This is a genomic window from Lentzea sp. NPDC020367 (assembly GCF_044387305.1).
In the GTDB taxonomy this organism is placed as follows: domain Bacteria; phylum Actinomycetota; class Actinomycetes; order Mycobacteriales; family Pseudonocardiaceae; genus Lentzea.
In genome coordinates this window covers 530,032-549,462 of record NZ_JBIRVV010000005.1, presented here as the reverse complement: position 1 = coordinate 549,462, position 19,431 = coordinate 530,032, and the positions used below count along the sequence as shown (strand labels likewise).

Below are 19,431 nucleotides of genomic sequence, written 5' to 3'. Positions count from 1 at the left end.
GTGCTGTGACACCCGATCACCGACTTTGTGCATGCGTTCACAAGCGGTACGGTGTGAGCATCACCAACGCCGCGGGGTCCCTGCGGTGAAGCACACCCGGAGGTCGGAGAGCGTGGCATCACAGCGGGGCGAAGGTGAGACGACCACCACCCCTCTGGAGCCTGCCGACAGGGAGCGCGCTCGTGCGATCCCGGAAGCGGCCGTGGCCCGCCTCGCCGTGTACCTGCGCGCGCTGTCCGGCATGGCCGACCAGGGCGTGACGGCGGTTTCCAGCGAGGAACTGAGCCAGGCCGCCGGCGTCAACGCGGCGAAGCTCCGCAAGGACCTGAGCTACATCGGCAGCTACGGCACGAGGGGCGTCGGGTACGACGTCGAGGTCCTCGTGAGCCACATCGAGCGCATCCTCGGCCTCACCCGCAACCACTCCGTGGCCGTCGTCGGCATCGGTAACCTTGGTCACGCTCTCGCCAACTACGGCGGGTTCCCCGGTCGCGGTTTCCCGGTCACCGCCCTCTTCGACGTGGACGCCGATCTCGTCGGAATCCCTGTTGGGGGCATCCCCGTCAACCACATCGACGAGATCACGTCGGTCTGCATGGAGCGCGAGGTGTCGATCGGCGTCATCGCGACGCCGCCGCCTGCGGCTCAGTCGGTTTGCGACCGTTTGGTATCTGCGGGCGTCCAGTGCATTCTGAACTTTGCACCAGTTGTCCTTCAGGTTCCAGACAACGTCGAGGTGCGCAAGGTTGACTTGGCGGTCGAGATGCAGATCCTGTCGTTCCACGTCGCTCGACGTGCGGACGAAGCTGCCAACGTCTCGGTCGGCAACAACGGACTCGGTGTGGACGGGATGGTGATTCGCCCGTGAGCGTGAGCCAATCGGCTCCGGCAGACGTGGTGACCACATGAGCTTGCTCGTAGTCGGTCTGTCGCACCGCACCGCCCCCGTTCCCGTCCTGGAACGCGTCACCGTGGCCGAGCCGAACCTGCCCAAGGTCCTCGGTCAGCTGCTCGCCGCGCCCAGCGTCTCCGAGGCGATGGTCCTGTCGACCTGCAACAGGGTCGAGGTCTACGCCGTCGTCGAGTCGTTCCACGGCGGCATGTCCGAGGTCGTCGACGTCCTCGCGCAGCACGCCCAGGTCGACGCGAACTCGCTCTACGAGCACTTTTACGTGCATTACGCCGCCGCTGCCGTCGAGCACCTGTTCTCCGTCGCGGCCGGCCTCGACTCGATGGTCGTCGGCGAGTCCCAGATCCTCGGCCAGCTGCGCGGTGCGTACGCGGCGGCGGACGAGGCGGGCACCGTCGGCAGGACCGTCCACGAACTGACCCAGAACGCGCTGCGCGTCGGCAAGCGCGTGCACTCCGAGACCGGCATCGACCACGCGGGCGCGTCGGTCGTGTCCGAGGCCCTCGGTGACGCCGAGGCCCAGCTGGGCACCCTCGTGGGCAAGCGCGCGCTGCTCGTCGGCGCGGGCGCCATGGGTGGCCTGGCCGCCGCGCACCTGCGCAGGGCGGGCATCGGCGAGGTCGTCATCGCGAACCGGACGCAGGCCAACGGTGTGCGTCTCGCCACGTCGCTGAAGGCCGAGGGCGTCCCCGCGACGGCCGTCGACCTGGCCGCGCTGGGCGTCGAGATCGACCTCGCGGACATCGTCTTCGCGTGCACCGGGTCGGTCGACACGGTCGTCCGCGCGGACATGATCAGCAAGCGCTCGCGGCCGCTGGTCGTGTGCGACCTGGGCCTGCCCAAGGACGTCGACCCGGCCGCGGCCGAACTGCCGAACGTTCGTGTGGTGGATCTGGAAACGCTGCAGCGCCGCCTCTCGGACGCGCCCGCCGGCCAGGACACGCGGCTGGCGGTCCAGCTGGTCGCCGACGAGGTGAAGGCCTACCTCGCGGGCCAGCGGTCCGCCGAGGTCACGCCGACCGTCACGGCCCTGCGCAAGCGGGCCGCCGAGGTGGTCGACGCCGAACTGCTCCGTCTTGATTCGCGACTTCCCGAACTGGACGCCGCGACACGCGGTGAATTGGCCAAGACGGTGCGCCGCGTTGTAGACAAGCTCCTGCACACGCCGACCGTCAGGGTGAAGGAGCTCGCCTCCGCCCCTGGTGGTACCGGCTACGCGGAGGCTCTCCGCGAACTGTTCGGGCTCGACCCCCAGTCGCCTGGGGTTGTCAGTCAGACCAAGTCTTCTGTGGATGGTGAAACGCGGTGACCCGCACCCTACGGATCGGTACCCGAGGCAGCGCTCTGGCGCTCGCGCAGACGGGAACCGTGGCCGAGGCGCTGAAGGCTGCCGGAGCACAGGTCGAGATCGTCGTCATCAAGACGCCGGGCGACCTCTCCGACGCTCCGATCGCCCAGATCGGCATCGGCGTCTTCACGTCGGCTCTTCGTGACGCGCTCGCGAACGACGAGATCGACGTCGCCGTCCATTCCTACAAGGACCTCCCGACCGCGCCGGACCCCCGGCTGACGCTCGCGGCCGTACCCCAGCGAGAGGACCCGCGCGACGCACTCGTGGCGCGCGACGGCCTCACGCTCGGTGAGCTGCCGCAGGGGTCCACTGTGGGCACCGGTTCGCCGCGCCGCGCGGCCCAGTTGGAGGCCCTCGGCCTCGGGCTGGACATCGTCCCGTTGCGCGGCAACGTGGACACGCGGATCGGCAAGGTCCGCAACGGTGAGCTCGACGCGGTGGTGCTGGCACGCGCCGGCATCGCGCGGCTCGGCCGCACGAGCGAGATCACCGAGAACCTGGAGCCCATCCAGATGCTTCCCGCACCCGCGCAGGGTGCGTTGGCAGTCGAGTGCCGGGTCGACGACGTCGACGCCGAGCACCTGATCCAGTCCACTTTGGACGATTCGGCCAGCCGGGCCGCTGTGACCGCTGAGCGCGCCATGCTGGCCGCGCTCGAAGCGGGCTGCAGCGCGCCGGTCGGCGCGCTGGCCGATGTGGTGGAAGACCTCGATGACGACGGGAAGGTCGTGTACCGGCTTTCTCTGCGCGGGGTCGCTGCGACGCCGGAGAACGATCTCCTCCGGGCGTCCGCCACCGGTGACTTGACCGAAGCTGAGGGACTTGGCCGGGCGCTGGCCGCCGAGTTGCTCGACCTCGGGGCCGCGGTTCTCAGCGGTCCAGAGGCGTAATCGATGGGGAGTGCCCTGATGACCCGCGCACGCAAGACCCCCGGACGCATCGCCTTCGTGGGCTCCGGCCCCGGCGACACCGGGCTGCTCACGGTCCGGGCCCACGACTTGCTCACCAGGGCTGAACTCGTGGTCACGGACCCGGACGTTCCTTCGGACGTCCTCGCGACCGTGCCGGAGGGAGTCGAGGTCCGCCCCGCTGTCGGCGAGTCCGCCGACGTGGCCAAGGACCTGGTGAACGAGGCGCGCAACGGTGCGACCGTCGTCCGTCTCGTCGCGGGTGACCCGCTGACGCTCGACTCGGTCGTCAAGGAAGCGCAGGCCGTCGCGAAGTCGACGATCCCGTTCGACGTCGTACCCGGAGTGCCCTCGGGCACCGCGGTTCCGGCGTACGCGGGTGTCGCTCTCGGTGGCGTGCACACTGAGGTCGACGTGCGCGCCGTGACGGACTGGGCCGGCCTCGCCGCCGCGCCCGGCACGCTCGTGCTGCACGCGACCGGCTCGCACCTGGCAGAGGCCGCGTCGAACCTGGTGGAGAACGGCCTCGCGCCGCAGACGCCAGTCGCCGTGACCGCCGAGGGAACGGGCTTCCAGCAGCGCACCATCGACACCACGCTGGCCGCCGTCGCGGCCGACGCCGGTGAGATGGGCGGCCCGCTGGTCGTCACCGTCGGTGCCGCCGCCGCCAACCGCTCGAAGCTCTCCTGGTGGGAGTCGCGGGCGCTGTACGGCTGGCGAGTGCTGGTCCCGCGGACCAAGGAGCAGGCCGGCGCGATGAGCGAGCGTCTGCACTCGCACGGCGCTATCGCCGTCGAGGTGCCGACGATCTCGGTCGAGCCGCCCCGCAGCCCCGCGCAGATGGAGCGCTCGGTCAAGGGTCTCGTCGACGGCCGCTACCAGTGGGTCGTCTTCACCTCGACCAACGCCGTCCGCGCGGTGTGGGAGAAGTTCCGCGAGTTCGGCCTGGACGCCCGTGCGTTCTCCGGCGTGAAGATCGCGTGCGTCGGCGAGGCCACGGCCGCGAAGGTGCGCTCGTTCGGCATCATCCCGGAGCTCGTGCCGTCGGGTGACCAGTCGTCCGAGGGCCTGCTGAACGACTTCCCGCCCTACGACGACATTCTCGACCCGGTCGACCGCGTGCTGCTGCCGCGGGCCGACATCGCCACCGAGACGCTGGCCGCGGGCCTGCGCGAACGTGGCTGGGAGATCGACGACGTGACGGCGTACCGCACCGTGCGTGCGGCCCCGCCGCCCGCCGACACCCGCGAGATGATCAAGTCCGGTGGCTTCGACGCGGTGTGCTTCACCTCGTCGTCGACCGTGCGGAACCTGGTCGGCATCGCGGGCAAGCCGCACGCCCGCACGCTCGTCGCGTGCATCGGCCCGCAGACCGCCGAGACGGCGCGGGAGTTCGGCCTCCGGGTCGACGTGCAGCCCGAGGAGGCGAACGTGCCCGCGCTGGTCGACGCGCTGGCCGCCCACGCCGCCCGGTTGCGCGCCGAGGGAGCGCTGCCTCCTCCGCGCAAGACCAAGCGTCTGCGCCGCAGCTAAGTCAACGAAGCCGTCGGGGCCACTCAAGATCCTTTGAGTGGCCCCTTCGACTCTCTTCCGTCAGGGAGTCAACGATGTACCCACTGCACCGGCCGAGGCGTCTGCGCACGACGCCCGCCATGCGCCGCCTGGTCTCCGAGACCGAGGTGCGCCCGAGGCAGCTCGTGCTGCCGATGTTCGTCAAGGAAGGCCTGGCCGAGCCTGCTGAGATCAGCAGCATGCCGGGCGTCCTGCAGCACTCCCGTGACTCGCTGCGCAAGGCCGCGGTCGAGGCCGTGCAGGCAGGGGTCGGCGGCATCATGCTGTTCGGCGTCCCCGCCGTGCGCGACGCCGTCGGTTCCGGCGGCACCGACCCGGACGGCATCCTCAACGCCGCACTGGGCGACCTGCGTGCAGAGCTGGGCGACAGCACCGTCCTCATGTCGGACTGCTGCCTCGACGAGTTCACCGACCACGGCCACTGCGGCGTTCTCACCGCCGACGGCAGCGTGGACAACGACGCGACCCTGGAGGTCTACGGCGAGATGGCCGTGGCCCAGGCCCGCGCCGGTGCCCACGTCGTCGGCCCCAGCGGCATGATGGACGGCCAGATCGCCTTCATCCGCAACGCTTTGGACCAGGCGGGCCTCGCCGACACCGGCGTCCTGGCCTACTCGGCCAAGTACGCGTCGGCGTTCTACGGCCCGTTCCGCGACGCCGTCGAGTCGCAGCTCTCAGGTGACCGCAAGACCTACCAGCAGGACCCGGCGAACGCCCGCGAGGCGATCCGCGAGGTGCAGCTGGACCTCGCCGAGGGCGCGGACATGGTCATGGTCAAGCCCGCCCTGCTGTACCTGGACGTGCTGCGCTCGGTCGCCGAGATCTCGGACGTACCCGTTGCGGCGTACCAGATCTCCGGCGAGTACTCGATGATCGAGGCCGCCGCCGCGAACGGCTGGATCGACCGCGAGCGCTCGATCCTGGAGTCGCTCACGTCCATCCGTCGTGCCGGCGCGGACATCGTGCTCACGTACTGGGCAACCGAAGCCGCCCGATGGCTGGACCGGTAACCCCGACCCCGAAGCTGATCGACGTCGCGCGCTGGTTGTGGATCGCCAGCGCGTGCGTCGGCATGCTGCGGTTCGTGGTGCAGCTCTTCGACCGCGAGACCCTGGTGGCCGAAGCGCGCCGGCAGAACCCGGCGATGAACCAGGATCAGATCGACGCCGGCGTCAACGGTGGTGTCCTCTTCGGACTGCTGATCGCCGTCGCGGTCCTGCTTGCTTACACGCGCCTTGCCAACGCGATGGCGCGTGGCCGCAACTGGGCCCGGATCGTGCTGACCGTGCTGGGCGGTGCCTCCGTCGCGTTCGGACTGTTCCGGCTCGGTGCCTGGGCGAGCGGGGTCGCCGCGGAACTCGGCGTGGAGATGCGGGCGGTCGATCTGGCCGTAACGCTGGTCACCACTGCGCTGGACGCGACCGCGATCGTGCTGATGTACCGGGTGTCCGCGCACTTCAGGAAGCGCGTCACGGTGGACAGCACCTTCCTGCGGACCTAGGTTTCGAGCGTGACGTCTCCGAAGGAATCGGGCACCCCTCGCACCATCACCGCGGGCTACTGGCTCGTCGTGGCAGGTGTGGCCCTGAGCGTGCTGGCCTCGCTGTACGTGTTGCTCAACAAGCAGGTGCTGGTCGAGGCCTCCCTCCAAGGCAACAAGGACCCGAAGGTCACGCGGGAGATGATCACCTCGTCGGTGAACACCCTGGTGATCGTCTCGCTGGTCGTGACGCTCGTGCTGGCCGGTCTCTCGGTGTGGTTCGCGGGCAAGGTCAAGGCGGGGATCAGGAGGAGCCGCACCGGCCTGATGATCACGTTGCTGATCGGGCTCTTCTTCCAGATGATCTCGAGCCCTCTTGGGATCGTGACGCTGCTGATCGCGATCTCCGGCCTGGTGCTGTTCTACTTCCGGCAGTCGACCGACTACCTGGCCGAGCGCGAGCAGCTGACGTGAACGACGCTCCCCGGCCGGTCCGCATCGCGGTCGGACTCTGGCTCGCGACGGCCGTCTTCGTGGTGTTCACCACGGCCGGGCTGTGGTTCCAGCGCGGTGAGGTGCAGCGCCTGACCGACTGGACGTCAGGACAGGTCACGAGCTTCCTGGCCACGCTGTCCGGGGTCGCGCTGATCTTCGTGGCGGCCTACGTGGTGCTGACCAGGCTGTTCCTCAAGCGCAGGAACTGGGCGCGGATCACGTTGTCGTTCGTCGCCATCGCGCACATGGTCTGGATCCTGTTCGTCGGCATCAGCGCGTCGAACTTGGTCACGTTGCTGCTCATCTGCTTCGCAATCGTCTTCACGTGGCAGGCGCGTACGGCACAGTGGATCGCGGAGGTGCGAGAGCAGTGACCTATCCGCAGGACCCGTGGCAGCAGCAGAACCCTGACGACGTCCAGTGGCAGAACCCCGCCGGCGCCTATCCCGTGGCCCCGGCGCCCGCCGGGCAGTACCAGGTGAACCAGGTCGGGCAGGCGAGCTTCGCGATGGCGCCGCTCTCGCCCGTGCTGCCCCACGAGATGGCGCCGCCGCGGCCCGCCACGATCACCGCCGCGATGTGGATCTGGATCGCGGGCGCCGTGCTCTCGGTGGCCGTGCTCCCGGTGATGCTGCTCGTGAACGGCGACTACTTCGTCAACCAGGACAGCGTCGTCACGGACGAGGACCGGCAGGCCGGTGAGCTCGGTGTGCGGGTCATGGCCGTGCTGTTCGGGTTCGCCATGCTCGTCGCCGCGGCGCCGTACGTCGCGTTCGCCGTCGTGCTGCGCAACGGCCAGAACTGGGCGCGCATCCTGCTCACGATCCTCGGTGTGATCGGGTTCCTGTCGATGATCGCCATCATGCTCATCTCGCTGAACGCGCGGGTGTGGCAGCCGAGCCTGGTGATCAGCGTCGTGGTGATCGGGCTGACCATCGCGGCCGTGGTGCTGCAGTTCCTGCCCGCCTCGAACAAGTTCGTGCGCTAGTGCTCTACCGGGAGTCCGGCAGCAGCTGGTGGCCGTTGGTGTGGGGACCGGGGTTCGCGGTCGCCGGATACCTGATCGAGCTCATCACCGGGCCCGCGTCTGCGGCGCTGTGGACGATCGTGGGGCTCGTGCTGACGCTGTGCGCGGTGTTGTGGGTGAACCTGCGGGTCAAGACCGGCAGCGTCGTGCTGACGACCGAAGAGGCCCAGTTCGGGCGGGAGAAGCTGCCGGTCGCGATGATCCAGGCCTTCACCGACGTCGGCGCTCCCACGGGCGCCAAGGTGCTCGGCGGCGGCTGGTCGGTGCCCAAGGGAACGACCGCGATGCCGTTGCGGCTGGTCGACGGCACGGTGGTGCTGGGATGGGCGCGTGATCCGGAAGCCTTCCTCGCGGCGCTGCGGCGGGTCGTGAGAGGGTGAGCGACGTGACAGAGGCCGTGACTGAGCCGGAGTCGGACACCGTCGTGGCGGAGCCTGAGGCGGCCCCGCCGGTCGGTCCGAGCCTGCACCAGCCCAAGCGGTGGCTCATCGCCGCGGGTGAGGTCGTCGCGATCGTCGTGCTGGTGATCGTTGCCGTGTGGGCCTGGAACCGCGGCGTCGTGCGCCTGGAGTACCCGATCGACGGCCGCGAGCCGTTGATCTCCACGCGCTATCACGGCAACTGGCTGGGCACCGCCGCCGGCGCTCTCACGCTGGCCGTGGTCTTCCTCCTCGACGCCGTGCGGCAGGTCCTGCTGGCTGTGCGCACCCGGCCGCAGAAAGCCGCCGACTCCGACATGTGAGACTGGGGTACGTGACTGCGAGTCGATCCCAGGCCCTGTTCGAGCGCGCGTCGACGCTGACCCCCGGCGGGGTCAACTCTCCGGTGCGGGCGTTCCACTCCGTCGGCGGCACCCCGCGATTCATGGTTCGCGGCGAGGGCCCGCACCTGTGGGACGCGGACGGCAACCGCTACGTCGACCTGGTGTCCTCGTGGGGCCCGATGATCCTCGGGCACGCCCACCCGGCCGTGGTCGAGGCCGTGCAGAAGGCGGCGGTGAACGGTCTGTCGTTCGGCACGCCGACCGAGGGCGAGATCGACCTCGCGGCCGAGATCATCGACCGCGTCGAGCCGGTCCGGCAGGTCCGCCTGGTCAACTCGGGCACCGAGGCCACGATGAGCGCGATCCGCCTCGCGCGCGGCTTCACCGAGCGCCGCAAGGTCATCAAGTTCGCCGGCTGCTACCACGGCCACGTCGACGCGCTGCTCGCCCAGGCGGGCTCCGGCGTCGCGACCCTGGGCCTGCCTTCGTCGCCCGGCGTCACGGGTGCGCAGGCCGAGGACACGATCGTCCTGCCGTACAACGACATCGAGGCCGTGCGCGCGGCGTTCGCGGAGAACCCCGGCGAGATCGCCTGCGTCATCACCGAGGCGGCGGCGGGCAACATGGGCGCGGTCGCGCCCGGCTCCGACTTCAACGCGGGCCTGCGCGAGATCTGCGACGCCGACGGCGCGTTGCTGATCATGGACGAGGTCATGACCGGCTTCCGCGTCTCGCGGGCCGGCTGGTTCGGCCTGGAGCGCGTGCGCGGTGACCTCTACACGTTCGGCAAGGTCATGTCCGGTGGCCTGCCCGCGGCGGCGTTCGGCGGCCGCACGGACGTGATGTCCCGCCTGGCGCCCTCCGGCCCCGTCTACCAGGCGGGCACGCTGTCGGGTAACCCCGTCGCCGTCGCCGCCGGCCTGGCCACGTTGAAGGCCGCCGACGAGGACGTCTACCGGGCCCTCGACCGCAACGCCACGCGCCTCGGCGCGCTGTTCACGGCCGCGCTGACCGAGGCCGGAGTCGAGCACCGCGTGCAGTTCGCCGGCAACCTGGTGAGCGTGTTCTTCGGTGCCACCGAGGTGAAGGACTACGCGGGCGCGCAGGCGTGTGAGACGTGGCGCTTCCCGCCGTTCTTCCACGCACTGCTGGAGCGAGGCGTCTACGCCCCGCCGTCGGCGTTCGAGGCGTGGTTCGTGAACGCCGCCATGGGTGAAGAGGAGTTCGCAGTGATCGCCGACGCGTTGCCGCACGCGGCCCGTGCCGCCAAGGAGGCCAGCAAGTGACCCGCACCGTCGTCCACCTGCTCCGCCACGGCGAGGTGCACAACCCGACCGGCATCCTCTACGGCCGCCTGCCCGGCTTCAAGCTGTCCGAGCGGGGGCAGAAGCAGGCGCTGACCGTGGCCGAACACCTGGCGGACCACGACATCGTGCACGTCGTCGCGTCCCCTTTGGACCGTGCACAGCAGACCGCGTCGCCCATCGCCGACTCGCATCGGCTGGAGCTCGCGACCGACGACCGGTTGATCGAGGCCGACAACCAGTTCGAGGGGCTGAAGGTCGCTGTCGGCGACGGGGCGCTGCGCTCTCCCCAGCACTGGTCGAAGCTGGTCAACCCGTTCAAGCCGTCGTGGGGCGAGCCGTACATCGAGATCGCTCACCGGATGCTGGGAGCGGTGCAGAAGGCCCGGGCCGCCGCCGAGGGCCATGAGGCCGTGTGCGTTTCGCATCAGCTGCCCATCTGGACCGTGCGACGGTTCCTGGAGGGCAAGCGGATGTGGCACGACCCGCGCAAGCGGGAGTGCTCGCTCGCCTCGCTCACCTCGCTGATCTTCGAGGGCGAGCAGCTCGTGCGCATCGCCTACTCCGAACCGGTGGGTGCTACCAACCCTCGGGTGACCGGGGCATGAAGCGTTTTCTGGTGCTTTTGTTGTTGCTCGCCGGGTGCACGACCGGAAAGGACGCCGCCCAGATCGGGGCCGGGGACTTCTACCTCGTGGCGCCCGGCGGGCAGGTCAAGATCCGGTACGCGCCTGGCGAGCGCAAGGAGTTGAAGGGGCTCGAAGGCGAGTCCCTGCTCGAAGAGGGCAAGGTCGTCAAGCTCTCCGACTACGCGGGCAAGCCCGTCGTGATCAACATCTGGGGAGCCTGGTGCGGGCCCTGCCGGACCGAGGCGCCCGAGATGCAGAAGGTCTTCGACGCCGGTACCCAGGTGCTCGGGGTCGACGTCAAGGAGACCTCGAAGGATCATCCCCGGGACTTCATGAAGGACCGGTCGCTGACCTATCCGTCCATTTACGACGCTTCGGCGCGGAGTTTCATCAACGTGTTCCGGGGAGTTCCGGCCAACACCGTGCCTTCCACGTTCATCGTGGACAAGGACCACAAGGTGGCGGCGGCGTTCCTGGTACCGGTGCTGGCCTCCGACCTCCAGTCCGTTCTGGACGAACTGGCCAAGGAATGAAAAAGGGGGCCTTCGCGGCCCCCTTTTTCATCGCTTACTGGGCGGGCGGTTCCACCGGAGCGTTCAGCGACGGGATCTTGGCCTTGAAGGCCTTGATCATCGCGTCCCGGCCGATCGAGTTGAACTGCTTGCCCAGCGTGCGCATGATCGAGTTGCCGGTCGGCCGGTAGAGGCCGGTCTTGTAGTACCGCGCACCCTCGACCGGGGCGACCACGCCGCCGTCCGGGGAGGGCTTGCCCAGGTACTCGCCCCACTTCGCGCCGGTCGGGTCGTTGGTCACGTTGATCTCGCGCGGTTCGGAGCCCACGTAGTTGGCGTACGGGTAGTCGTACTCGTCGGCCAGGCCGCCGATCGAGTGGCCGAGCTCGTGGATCGCGATCTGGCCGGCCTGGGCGTTCGAGCCGGACGCGGTGGCCACCGAACCGCCCGCGCCGCCGTACTTCGCGGTGTTGCCGAGGGCGATCACCTGGTCGGCCTGCGGGGCCAGCGCCGCGAACTCCTTGGCCTTGGTCTCGTTGACGCACAGCAGGCGCTCGGTGTTGGCGTCCCGGCCCTGGCACCAGAAACCCATGTCCAGCGCGGTGTTCTTGAGCAGGCCCTTGGTCGGGTCGTGGTCCACACCGGACTCGGCGGAGATCACGTTGACCTGCCAGACGTTGAAGTACTCCTTGTAGGAGGCGAAGGGCTCCACGGCGGAGAGCTCTTCCCACTTGCTCTTCACGTTGCCGGTGTAGGTCTCCAGGTCGTCGGCCGTGTAGCCGTCGCCCACGAAGACGAGGTCGAAGCGCTCGGCGGAGTCACCGGTCACCTGGACGGGGATCACGTCGGCCGCCGCCAGGGCGCGGAAGTTCGTCGACTTCTCGGCTGGTGCTTTCGGGGTCAGGGCCTGGGTGATGGAGCCGTCCTCGTTGAAGACCTCTCGCCATTCCATCGCCGGGGCAGCGCCACCGGCCGGTACCTGCGCGAACAGTGCCAGCGCCGCGACGGTGAACGCGGGGAGCAGCAGCCGGGAACGATGCATGACCTGACGCTAAGCAACCGTGATGTCACCCACAAGCGGCAATTGTTCGTAATTTTGGCCCAAGCCTTGTGTCGGGTGGAAACCGGTGCCGGTCGTCGCGTGATCTGGGCAACTACCTACTCTGAGGTCTGTGAACCCCACCGATCTGGCGATCTCCGGGCCGTTGCTGCTGGCCACCGGGGTTGCCTTGCTCGCTGGCTTCATCTCGTTCGCGTCACCGTGCGTGGTGCCGCTCGTGCCCGGTTACCTCGCGTACCTCGCCGGTCTGGTCGGTGCCGAGGCGCCTCGGGTGGAGGCGAACGAGCCGGCGAAGCAGGGCCGGTGGCGCGTCGCCGGGGCCTCGTTGCTGTTCGTGCTCGGGTTCACGGTCGTCTTCGCGTTGGCCTCGATGGCCATCCTCGGCGCGTCGGACGCGTTGTTCCTCAACGCCGATCTGTTCCAGCGCATCGGTGGTGTCGTCACGATCCTGATGGGACTGGTGTTCATCGGGCTCGTTCCGGCGCTGCAGAAGGACGTGCGGTTCCACACCAAGCCCAACGCCGGGTTGTTCGGCGCGCCGGTGCTCGGGGCCGTGTTCGCGCTCGGGTGGACGCCGTGTCTCGGGCCGACGCTGGCCGGGGTGCTCGCCGTCGCGCGCAGCACCGAGGTCGGGTCGTCGACGGCGCGCGGCGCGGTGCTGGTCCTGGCCTACTGCCTGGGGCTCGGGTTGCCGTTCGTGGTCCTCGCGCTCGGCGCGCGGTGGGCGCTGGGCGTCACGAAGTGGCTGCGCACGCACGCCCGTCAGGTGCAGATCTTCGGTGGCGTGCTGCTGATCCTGGTCGGGATCGCGCTGGTCACCGGGCTCTGGGGTGAGTTCGTCGGGTGGCTGCGCTACTCGTTCGTCGACGTCGTGAGGCTGCCGCTCTAGTGATCGCCTTCCTCCGCAACACGTGGCGCGGGCTCACCTCGATGAGGACCGCGCTGACCCTGCTGTTCCTGCTCGCGCTCGCGGCCATGCCCGGCGCGTTGCTGCCGCAGCGGTCGCTCAACTCGGCCAAGGTCGACGACTACATCGCCCAGAAGGGCTGGTGGGGCGAGCTCCTGCTCAAGCTCGGGTTCTTCGAGGTGTACGCCACGCCGTGGTTCGCCGCGATCTACCTGCTGCTGTTCACCTCCCTCGTCGGGTGCCTGCTTCCCCGCACGTGGGAGTACTTCAAGCAGATGCGCGCGAAGCCGGTGCTGACGCCGCGCAATCTCTCGCGGATGCCGCACCACGCGCAGGCCGAGCTCGACATCACACCGGACGAGGCCGTCGCACGGGCCAAGAAGGTCCTGCGCGGCTGGCGGATGGAGACCGGCGAGGACACGGTCAGCGCCGAACGCGGGTTCCTGCGCGAGACCGGCAACCTGGTCTTCCACTTCGCACTGCTCGGCCTGCTGGTGTCGTTCGCGCTGGGCAAGATGTTCAGCTACGAGGGCCAGATCATCGTCCAGGCCGACGGCGGCCAGTTCTGCAACGGCGGCATCTTCAACTACGACCAGTTCCGGCCGGGCCTGCGGGTCGACGGCACGGACCTCACGCCGTTCTGCGTCGAGATCGGCAAGTTCTCCGCCGAGTACCTCGACAACGGTCAGCCCGTCGGCTTCAAGGCGGACATCCGCTACCAGTCGGGCGAGAGTCTCGCCTCGAACACCTGGAACCCGTACACGCTGCAGGTCAACCACCCCCTGCGTACCGAGGGCGACCGCCTCTACCTGCTCGGCCACGGGTACACGCCGACGTTCACGGTGACGTTCCCCAACGGCGAGAAGCGCACGCAGGGCATCCAATGGCTGCCGACCGACCAGCTCACGCTGGCCTCGGAGGGCGCGACGAAGTTCGACCCGCCCGGCGTCACGGACTCCGAGACGCGGCGCAAGAACCAGATCGCGGTGACGGGCCTGCTGGCGCCGACGCCGTTGCTGCACGGCAACATCCTGAACTCGAAGTTCCCGGCGCTGAACGACCCGATGGTCGCCGTCGACGTGTACCGGGGCGACCTGGGCGTGGACGACGGCCGCGGCCAGTCGATCTTCTCGATCGACCAGAAGATGGTCGACCAGGGCCGGTTGCAGAAGGTCGCGCGCAAGAACCTCGCGCTGGGCGAGGAGATCGCGCTCGACGACGGCACCAAGGTGCGCTTCGACAGCGTGAGCGACTGGGTGTCGTTGCAGGTCTCGCACGACCCGACCCAGGGTTACGTGCTGGTTTTCGCCATCCTGATCATCCTCGGCCTGGGGGTCTCGCTGACCGTCAAGCGCCGCAGGGTGTGGGTCCGTGCGACTCGTCTGGAAGACGGGCGTACTTTGGTCGAGGTCGGCGGGCTCGCCCGCACTGACCAGGCAGGATACGGCGAGGAGTTCACGCGGCTCGCCCGCGCGGTGCTGAACGAGGAGAAGTCCTGATGCCGGTCAACGAGACCTTCGCGACCTACAGCGACTGGCTGTACCGCAGCGCCCTCGGGGTCTACCTCTTCGCGATCCTGCTCTACGCGGTGGAGCAGGCCTTCGCCCGTGCGCCGCGCAAGGCGCTGGTGGGCGCCGGTGGGCCGGACGTCCTCGTCGACGAGCCCAAGGCCGAGTTGACCAGGGCCGAGCGCATCGGCCGCATGGGTGCCGCGATGACGGTCCTCGGCGCGCTGCTGCACCTCGGCTCGTTGGTCATGCGCGGCCTGTCCGCCGGGCGCGCGCCCTGGGGCAACATGTACGAGTACATGTCGCTGCTGTGCCTTGCGGCCGTGGTGACGTGGATCGTGCTGATGGCGAAGTTCCCGATCCGCCGTCTCGGCGTGTTCGTGCTGCCGCCGATCCTGACGCTGCTGTTCCTCGGCGGCACCGTCCTGTACGCCGAGTCCGCGCCCGTCCAGCCGGCGCTGCGGTCGTACTGGCTGGTGATCCACGTCTCGGTGATCTCGATCTCGTCCGGCGTGCTGCTGATCCCCGGCGTGACGTCGATCCTCTACCTGCTCAAGGACAGCAAGGCCGACCGCTTCCCGAAGCTGCCGTCCGCCGACGTGCTGGACCGGATGTCGTACCGGACCACCGTGCTGGCGTTCCCGTTGTTCACGGCCGGGATCATCCTCGGCGCGATCTGGGCGGAAGCTGCGTGGGGCCGGTTCTGGGGCTGGGACCCGAAGGAGACGGTCGCGTTCGTCTCGTGGGTGGTCTACGCGGCGTATCTGCACGCGCGCGCTACGGCCGGATGGCGTGGCCGTGGGGCCGCTTGGATCAACATCGCGGGCTTTGCCCTGAACGTGTTCAACCTGTTCTTCATCAACTTGGTTACTAGCGGGTTGCATTCGTACGCGGGTCTCTAACGAGTTAAGCCCCCAGGTCGATGGAACCGTTGCCGGTTGCGTACCGTCGCAACCTGGGGGTCGGGGAAGTCTCGGTCCCTCTTGCTCAGGGAGGGCCACAGCGGTGACATGGCAACCACCGGGTGAGGAACAGGGCTCCGGCCCGCAGTACGTCGACCCGCAGGCGGCGGCCTACCTCGACCCGCAGCAGTCCGGTCCGCAGCACGTCAGCGGCGGCCAGTCCGGCCCGTACAACTTGGGCAACCAGTCGGGTTCCTACCCGGTGCCCGGCAACGCCTCCGGCCCCTACCAGGTGCCCGGCAACGCGTCAGGTCCCTACCCGGTCCCCGGCACCACGTCGGGTTCCTACCCGGTGCCGGGCGCGCAGTCAGGTCCCTACCAGGTGGGTGGCGGCCAGTCGGGTCCCCACAACACCCAGAACACGGCGCAGTACGGCCAGTTCGCCGGCGCGCAGTTCCCGAACAACTTCCCGCAGCAGGAGTACCGCTCGCAGGCGCAGGAAGTGTCGTCGCAGCAGCTGATCAAGAAGGAGAAGCGTCCGCCGACCTCTGGCTGGCGCAAGTCCCTGCACTCGCTGTCCGGCGGCGCCATCAACCTCGGCGAGAGCCCGGCCGATGTGCGGCGACGTGAGCTGATCGCGCGGATCAACCAGCCCCTGCGCGGGTGCTACAAGATCGCGATGCTGTCCCTGAAGGGCGGCGTCGGCAAGACCACGACGACCACGACGCTGGGCTCGACGTTCTCGTCGCTGCGCGGCGACCGGGTGGTCGCGGTCGACGCGAACCCCGACCGCGGCACGCTGGCGTTGAAGATCCCGCGCGAGACCACGGCGACCGTGCGTCACCTGCTGCGCGACGCCCCGCGGATCACCAAGTACAGCGACGTGCGCGCGTACACCTCGCAGTCGCCGGCACGGCTCGAGGTGCTGGCGTCCGAGCAGGACCCGGCCGTCTCGGAGGCGTTCAGCGAGGACGACTACCGGCGCACGGTGGCGTTGCTGGAGCACTTCTACAACATCGTGCTGACCGACTGCGGCACCGGTTTGATGCACTCCGCGATGAAGGGCGTGCTGGACGAGGCGGACTCGCTGGTCCTGGTGTCGTCCGGCTCGGTCGACGGCGCGCAGACGTCAGCGGCGACGCTCGACTGGCTGGAGGCGCACGGCTACCGCGACCTGGTCGCGAAGTCTGTCTGCGTGATCAACTCGGTGCGCCCGAAGTCGGGCAAGGTCGACCTCGACAAGCTCGCCGCGCACTTCCAGCAGCGCTGCCGCGCCGTGGTCCGCCTGCCGTTCGACGAGCACCTCGAAGAAGGCGCGGAGATCGCGCTGGACCAGCTCGCGCCGGAGACCCGGCTCGCGTTGCTGGAACTCGCCGCCGTGGTGGCGGACGACTTCCAGCACTCCTCCTGAGCCGGTCAGCGGGTCTGAAAGTTAGCGGAAAGGGGTCCTGTGATCAGGGCCCCTTTTCCGTCACTCGTCGCGCTTGCGCTGCTCGTCGAGCTTGCGCAGGAACTCCGGGTCGTCGTCGGGCGCGATCACCTTGCGGCCTGGGGTGTACTCCGAGTGCTGCGGGGCGAACGCTCGCCACACGAGCACAGCCACGGTGAGCGCACCGATCACCGCCAGCAGGTAGATCATCGTGTCGCCACCTCCCTTTGCCACGAGATTACCCGCGGCACAGGGATAACTACGGTTTCAGTGGCGGACGGGTTCAGTCGCCTCGGTGGTCAGCTCCGAAAGCAGAGCCTTCACCTCGGTCTCACGGAACCTGCGATGTCCTCCAGGGGTGCGGATCGAGCCGATGCGACCTGCGGTGGCCCATCGGGTCACGGTCTTCGGGTCGACCCGGAACAGATTGGCGACTTCCCCAGGCGTCAAGAGCCGCTCGGTGGCTGCAGTCACTCGTCCTCCTCAGATCAGACGTTCCGGTCTGATCGTGGCATCTGACCCATCAGGTACTCGAACGCTTGTTTTTTGGTAAAGAGGTAGTAAGGGACGACCGGCGCGATTCGGACAGTTCAGTCTGCGCTCGCTCCGCTCGCGCGGCGAGTTCGCCCTCAGTCGGCCGTCCGGGCCCCGCTTCGCGCCGAATCGCCTGCGGCGGTTGACACGAAGAGGGACCCGGACGACCGACGCGAACTCGCGACCCCATGTGATCGCCGCGATGTGTGCGCAGGTGTGACCGCCGCTACGTGCGTGCACTTGTGGGGCATAGGGTGTCGCGGGTGGATGCTCTTGATCGACAGATCATCGCCGCACTTCGTGCCAACGGACGGGCCACGTACGCCGACCTCGGCAGGCAGGTCGGCCTGTCCGCCTCCGCCGTGCACGAGCGGGTCGGCAAGCTCGAGTCCAGCGGCGTGATCGTCGGGTATCACGCGGTCGTCGACCCCAGCGCGGTCGGGCTGGGCGTGACGGCCCTGATCGGCATCCACCCCACCGACATCGCGGACGACAACGAGGTCGCGGTCGCGCTGGCCGAGCTCAACGAGGTCGAGTCCTGCTACCGGGTGGCGGGCGACGAGTCGTTCATCGTCAAGGTCAGGGTCGCGACGGTCGACGATCTGGAGCGCGCGCTCGGGCGGTTGCGGCGCATTCACGGTGTGGCCCGCACGCGTACGACGGTGGTGCTCTCCACGCGCTTCGAGGGGCGCCCGAACACCGGCGACGAGGACGGCGACGTAACCTGAACGGGTGCTCGCTCGTGATGTGACGCTCTACGTCCTCGCCCGCCTCGGCCTCGTGGTCGTGGTGATGGGCGCGCTCATGTTGTTCAAGGTTCCTTTGCTGCCCGCCCTCGCCGTGGGCGTGGTCGTGGCGCTGCCGGCGTCGCTGTTCATCTTCAAGGGACTGCGGCAGCGGGTCGCGACCGGCCTGGACGAGCACCAGGCGAAGCGGAAGGCCGAGCGCGACAAGCTCCGTTCCGAACTGCGTGGTGACGAAGGTCCTCTCACCCAGGCGTAGGACGTCTGCCCGGTTATCGTGCGGGCTGTGAGTACCTCCGTTGACCGCGTTTGCAGCAGGACCAGGCACTGGGTGTGCGAGGCCGTCGGGATCATCGAGGCGGACGCGAACCGCAGCGCGGACACGCATCTGCTGCGCTACCCGTTGCCGCTCGAGTGGGGCATCGACCTCTACCTGAAGGACGAGTCGACGCACCCCACGGGTTCGTTGAAGCACCGGCTGGCGCGCTCGTTGTTCCTCTACGCGATCTGCAACGGCTGGATCACCGGTGGCACGCCCGTCATCGAGGCCTCCTCCGGTTCCACGGCGGTGTCCGAGGCGTACTTCGCCCGGCTGCTCGGACTGCCGTTCATCGCGGTGATGCCCCGCTCGACCTCGGCCGAGAAGGTCGCGCTGATCGAGCGCCAGGGCGGCAAGTGCCACTTCATCGACGAACCGTCGGCGCTCTACGACGAGTCGCGGCGGCTTGCGGCCGAGCTCGGCGGCCACTTCATGGACCAGTTCACGCACGCCGAGCGCGCCACGGACTGGCGGGGCAACAACAACATCGCCGAGTCGATCTTCGAGCAGATGAAGCTGGAGCCGTCGCCGACTCCCGACTGGATCGTCGTGGGCGCGGGCACAGGCGGCACGTCGGCCACGATCGGCCGGTACATCCACTACCAGAAGCTGAACACGCGGCTCGCCGTCGTCGACCCGGAGCACTCGGTCTTCTTCGACGCGTGGCGTGACGGCAACCGCGACCTGGTGGCGACGCGCGGTTCCGGCATCGAGGGCATCGGGCGGCCGCGGGTGGAGCCGTCGTTCATCGGCGAGGTCATCGACCGGATGATCAAGGTGCCGGACGCGTCGTCCGTCGCGACGATCCGGTACGTGGAGGACCTGCTCGGCCGGCGGGTCGGCGGATCGACTGGAACGAATCTCTGGGGAGCGTTCCAGATCGTGGCCGAGATGAGGCAGTCTCGCACCCGCGGAAGCGTGGTGACTTTGCTGTGCGACGGCGGCGAGCGTTACGCGAACACCTACTACGACGACACATGGGTATCCGCTCAGGGCATGCATCTCGACCCGTGCCTTGAACGTCTCAACAACTTCCACCGCACGGGGAACTGGTGACGAGCGTTCTGCGTCACAGCGT

General features: G+C 68.8%; 24 protein-coding genes. 21 read left to right on the top strand and 3 right to left on the bottom strand.

From position 1 onward, the window contains the following. The first annotated feature begins 112 nt into the window (after positions 1–112). From ACH413_RS24485 to ACH413_RS24420, 14 genes are all read left to right on the top strand, one after another. Positions 113–868, top strand: coding sequence for a redox-sensing transcriptional repressor Rex (locus tag ACH413_RS24485; RefSeq protein WP_360045251.1), 756 nt, complete (start codon positions 113–115; stop codon positions 866–868). Between the two features lie 37 nt (positions 869–905). Next, positions 906–2,219 (top strand): glutamyl-tRNA reductase, encoded by a 1,314-nt coding sequence (locus ACH413_RS24480; RefSeq protein ID WP_360045248.1) that lies wholly within the window; start codon positions 906–908, stop codon positions 2,217–2,219. Beyond that, positions 2,216–3,151 carry a hydroxymethylbilane synthase gene (gene hemC / locus ACH413_RS24475; RefSeq protein WP_360045245.1) on the top strand — a complete coding sequence of 312 codons (936 nt, stop codon included), beginning with the start codon at positions 2,216–2,218 and terminating at the stop codon, positions 3,149–3,151. The genes ACH413_RS24480 and hemC overlap by 4 nt, the downstream gene beginning before the upstream one ends. Positions 3,152–3,169: 18 nt before the next feature. Continuing rightward, entirely contained in the window at positions 3,170–4,702 is a 1,533-nt protein-coding gene (locus ACH413_RS24470) for a bifunctional uroporphyrinogen-III C-methyltransferase/uroporphyrinogen-III synthase (protein WP_090065980.1), read from the top strand. 74 nt (positions 4,703–4,776) lie between these two features. Next, complete coding sequence (gene hemB / locus ACH413_RS24465) at positions 4,777–5,751, top strand: porphobilinogen synthase (protein ID WP_360045241.1); 975 nt, start codon at positions 4,777–4,779, stop codon at positions 5,749–5,751. After that, positions 5,736–6,242, top strand: a complete 507-nt coding sequence (locus tag ACH413_RS24460) for a hypothetical protein (RefSeq protein WP_360045238.1) — start codon at positions 5,736–5,738, stop codon at positions 6,240–6,242. Before hemB ends, ACH413_RS24460 begins: the two co-directional genes overlap by 16 nt. Positions 6,243–6,251: 9 nt before the next feature. After that, on the top strand, positions 6,252–6,695 hold the full coding sequence (locus tag ACH413_RS24455) for a hypothetical protein (RefSeq protein WP_360045235.1): 444 nt from the start codon (positions 6,252–6,254) through the stop codon (positions 6,693–6,695). Further along, a complete protein-coding gene (locus tag ACH413_RS24450; protein ID WP_360045232.1) occupies positions 6,692–7,090 on the top strand; it encodes a hypothetical protein in 399 nt (132 codons plus the stop codon). The genes ACH413_RS24455 and ACH413_RS24450 overlap by 4 nt, the downstream gene beginning before the upstream one ends. Next, complete coding sequence (locus tag ACH413_RS24445) at positions 7,087–7,704, top strand: hypothetical protein (protein ID WP_360045229.1); 618 nt, start codon at positions 7,087–7,089, stop codon at positions 7,702–7,704. Before ACH413_RS24450 ends, ACH413_RS24445 begins: the two co-directional genes overlap by 4 nt. After that, entirely contained in the window at positions 7,704–8,123 is a 420-nt protein-coding gene (locus tag ACH413_RS24440; RefSeq protein WP_360045226.1) for a hypothetical protein, read from the top strand. Before ACH413_RS24445 ends, ACH413_RS24440 begins: the two co-directional genes overlap by 1 nt. Before the next feature lie 5 nt (positions 8,124–8,128). Then, positions 8,129–8,485, top strand: a complete 357-nt coding sequence (locus tag ACH413_RS24435) for a hypothetical protein (protein WP_360045223.1) — start codon at positions 8,129–8,131, stop codon at positions 8,483–8,485. An 11-nt stretch (positions 8,486–8,496) separates the two neighbouring features. Next, positions 8,497–9,792 carry a glutamate-1-semialdehyde 2,1-aminomutase gene (hemL, locus tag ACH413_RS24430; RefSeq protein WP_360045220.1) on the top strand — a complete coding sequence of 432 codons (1,296 nt, stop codon included), beginning with the start codon at positions 8,497–8,499 and terminating at the stop codon, positions 9,790–9,792. Continuing rightward, the gene (locus ACH413_RS24425; protein ID WP_360045217.1) at positions 9,789–10,418 is read left to right on the top strand and encodes a histidine phosphatase family protein; all 630 of its coding nucleotides are present in this window, start codon (positions 9,789–9,791) and stop codon (positions 10,416–10,418) included. The genes hemL and ACH413_RS24425 overlap by 4 nt, the downstream gene beginning before the upstream one ends. Continuing rightward, positions 10,415–10,972 carry a TlpA disulfide reductase family protein gene (locus tag ACH413_RS24420; RefSeq protein WP_360045214.1) on the top strand — a complete coding sequence of 186 codons (558 nt, stop codon included), beginning with the start codon at positions 10,415–10,417 and terminating at the stop codon, positions 10,970–10,972. Before ACH413_RS24425 ends, ACH413_RS24420 begins: the two co-directional genes overlap by 4 nt. A gap of 34 nt (positions 10,973–11,006) precedes the next feature. Here ACH413_RS24420 and ACH413_RS24415 read toward each other — a convergent pair whose 3' ends face one another. Further along, positions 11,007–11,993: a M64 family metallopeptidase gene (locus ACH413_RS24415; RefSeq protein ID WP_360045211.1), complete on the bottom strand. Its 987-nt coding sequence runs from the start codon at positions 11,991–11,993 to the stop codon at positions 11,007–11,009. Positions 11,994–12,114: 121 nt separating this feature from the next. Here ACH413_RS24415 and ACH413_RS24410 point away from each other — a divergent pair, with 121 nt between their 5' ends. From ACH413_RS24410 to ACH413_RS24395, 4 genes are all read left to right on the top strand, one after another. Next, positions 12,115–12,900 carry a cytochrome c biogenesis CcdA family protein gene (locus ACH413_RS24410; RefSeq protein ID WP_360045466.1) on the top strand — a complete coding sequence of 262 codons (786 nt, stop codon included), beginning with the start codon at positions 12,115–12,117 and terminating at the stop codon, positions 12,898–12,900. 41 nt (positions 12,901–12,941) lie between these two features. Continuing rightward, the gene (locus ACH413_RS24405; protein ID WP_360045464.1) at positions 12,942–14,417 is read left to right on the top strand and encodes a cytochrome c biogenesis protein ResB; all 1,476 of its coding nucleotides are present in this window, start codon (positions 12,942–12,944) and stop codon (positions 14,415–14,417) included. Beyond that, positions 14,417–15,328, top strand: a complete 912-nt coding sequence (gene ccsB, locus ACH413_RS24400; protein WP_360045208.1) for a c-type cytochrome biogenesis protein CcsB — start codon at positions 14,417–14,419, stop codon at positions 15,326–15,328. Before ACH413_RS24405 ends, ccsB begins: the two co-directional genes overlap by 1 nt. 103 nt (positions 15,329–15,431) lie before the next feature. Further along, entirely contained in the window at positions 15,432–16,739 is a 1,308-nt protein-coding gene (locus ACH413_RS24395) for an AAA family ATPase (RefSeq protein ID WP_360045205.1), read from the top strand. Positions 16,740–16,799: 60 nt separating this feature from the next. Here ACH413_RS24395 and ACH413_RS24390 read toward each other — a convergent pair whose 3' ends face one another. Both ACH413_RS24390 and ACH413_RS24385 read right to left on the bottom strand, forming a co-directional pair. Next, positions 16,800–16,967, bottom strand: coding sequence for a hypothetical protein (locus ACH413_RS24390; RefSeq protein WP_086667950.1), 168 nt, complete (start codon positions 16,965–16,967; stop codon positions 16,800–16,802). Between the two features lie 57 nt (positions 16,968–17,024). Beyond that, the gene (locus ACH413_RS24385) at positions 17,025–17,231 is read right to left on the bottom strand and encodes a BldC family transcriptional regulator (protein WP_030473853.1); all 207 of its coding nucleotides are present in this window, start codon (positions 17,229–17,231) and stop codon (positions 17,025–17,027) included. A gap of 323 nt (positions 17,232–17,554) precedes the next feature. Here ACH413_RS24385 and ACH413_RS24380 point away from each other — a divergent pair, with 323 nt between their 5' ends. The 3 genes from ACH413_RS24380 to ACH413_RS24370 are packed head-to-tail and all read left to right on the top strand — an operon-like array spanning position 17,555 to position 19,409. After that, on the top strand, positions 17,555–18,019 hold the full coding sequence (locus tag ACH413_RS24380) for an Lrp/AsnC family transcriptional regulator (RefSeq protein ID WP_360045201.1): 465 nt from the start codon (positions 17,555–17,557) through the stop codon (positions 18,017–18,019). A 4-nt stretch (positions 18,020–18,023) separates the two neighbouring features. Further along, the gene (locus tag ACH413_RS24375) at positions 18,024–18,293 is read left to right on the top strand and encodes a DUF4229 domain-containing protein (protein WP_360045198.1); all 270 of its coding nucleotides are present in this window, start codon (positions 18,024–18,026) and stop codon (positions 18,291–18,293) included. Between the two features lie 27 nt (positions 18,294–18,320). Further along, positions 18,321–19,409 (top strand): PLP-dependent cysteine synthase family protein, encoded by a 1,089-nt coding sequence (locus tag ACH413_RS24370; protein WP_360045195.1) that lies wholly within the window; start codon positions 18,321–18,323, stop codon positions 19,407–19,409. The last annotated feature ends 22 nt before the right edge of the window (positions 19,410–19,431 follow it).